The 962-nt window shown below is 69.4% G+C and carries 1 protein-coding gene and 1 pseudogene; both read right to left on the reverse strand.

Translation table 11 applies throughout. From position 1 onward, the window contains the following. Positions 1-143 precede the first annotated feature (143 nt). The gene (gene recR, locus A5652_RS10790) at positions 144-755 is read right to left on the reverse strand and encodes a recombination mediator RecR (RefSeq protein WP_067349723.1); all 612 of its coding nucleotides are present in this window, start codon (positions 753-755) and stop codon (positions 144-146) included. A gap of 14 nt (positions 756-769) precedes the next feature. Then, positions 770-844: pseudogene (locus tag A5652_RS27525) on the reverse strand (YbaB/EbfC family nucleoid-associated protein); the annotation flags it as partial. Between the last annotated feature and the right edge of the window lie 118 nt (positions 845-962).

Consider the following 962-nt stretch of genomic DNA (forward strand, 5'->3'; position numbering starts at 1 on the left):
ATGCTGATCTTCGCGGGCTTGGTGGGGATGGTCGCCCTTCGATTCATGCCGGAAGTCGCGGGCAAGCCGCTGCCGGGATCCGGGCCCGCGGTCGAAAGTGAGGCCGGCGAGCTGGCCGGCGCATGAGAGGTCGCTGGCCGGCTTCAGACCATGGCCCGGCGGCCGGCGAGCGCGCGACCGAGCGTCAGTTCGTCGGCGAACTCCAGGTCACCGCCCATCGGGAGCCCCGATGCGATCCGCGTGACCGTCAGCCCGGGGATGTCGCGCAGCATCCGCACCAGGTAGGTGGCGGTCGCCTCGCCTTCGGTGTTCGGATCGGTCGCGATGATCACCTCGGTGATGTCGACGTCGTCGACCCGTTCCCCGATCCGGCTCAACAGCTCGCGGATCCGCAGCTGATCGGGTCCCACCCCGGACAACGGATCGAGCGCACCGCCCAGCACGTGGTAGCGGCCACGGAATTCGCGGGTGCGCTCGACGGCCTGGATGTCTTTGGGCTCCTCGACGACGCACACCTGCGAGCCGTCCCGGCGGGGATCGGCGCAGATACGGCAGCGCTCGTTGTCGGAGACGTTGCCGCACACCGCACAGAACCGCACGCCGTCGCGGACCTTCGCCAGCACCGCGGTCAGCCGGTCGATATCCGGCGGTTCAACCGATAAGAGGTGAAAGGCGATGCGCTGGGCGCTCTTGGGTCCGATGCCCGGCAGCTTGCCGAGCTCGTCGATCAAATCCTGGACGGGTCCTTCGAACATGTCGGTCGCGGAGTCTAAAGCCCCTGCGCCGGCGCGGGCGGTTGCCCGGGCGGCGGGCCGAAGCCGCCGGCCAGCGACCTCTCATGCGCCGGCCAGCTCGCCGGCCTCACTTTCGACCGCGGGCCCGGATCCCGGCAGCGGCTTGCCCGCGACTTCCGGCATGAATCGAAGGGCGACCATCCCCACCAAGCCCGCGAAGATCAGCAT

Source organism: Mycobacterium sp. 1165178.9 (assembly GCF_001673555.1).
GTDB lineage: Bacteria > Actinomycetota > Actinomycetes > Mycobacteriales > Mycobacteriaceae > Mycobacterium.

Coding starts and splice junctions, on each gene's coding strand:
- recR (WP_067349723.1), bottom strand. CDS start 755: ATGTTCGAAGGACCCGTCCAGGATTTGATCGACGAGCTCGGCAAGCTG.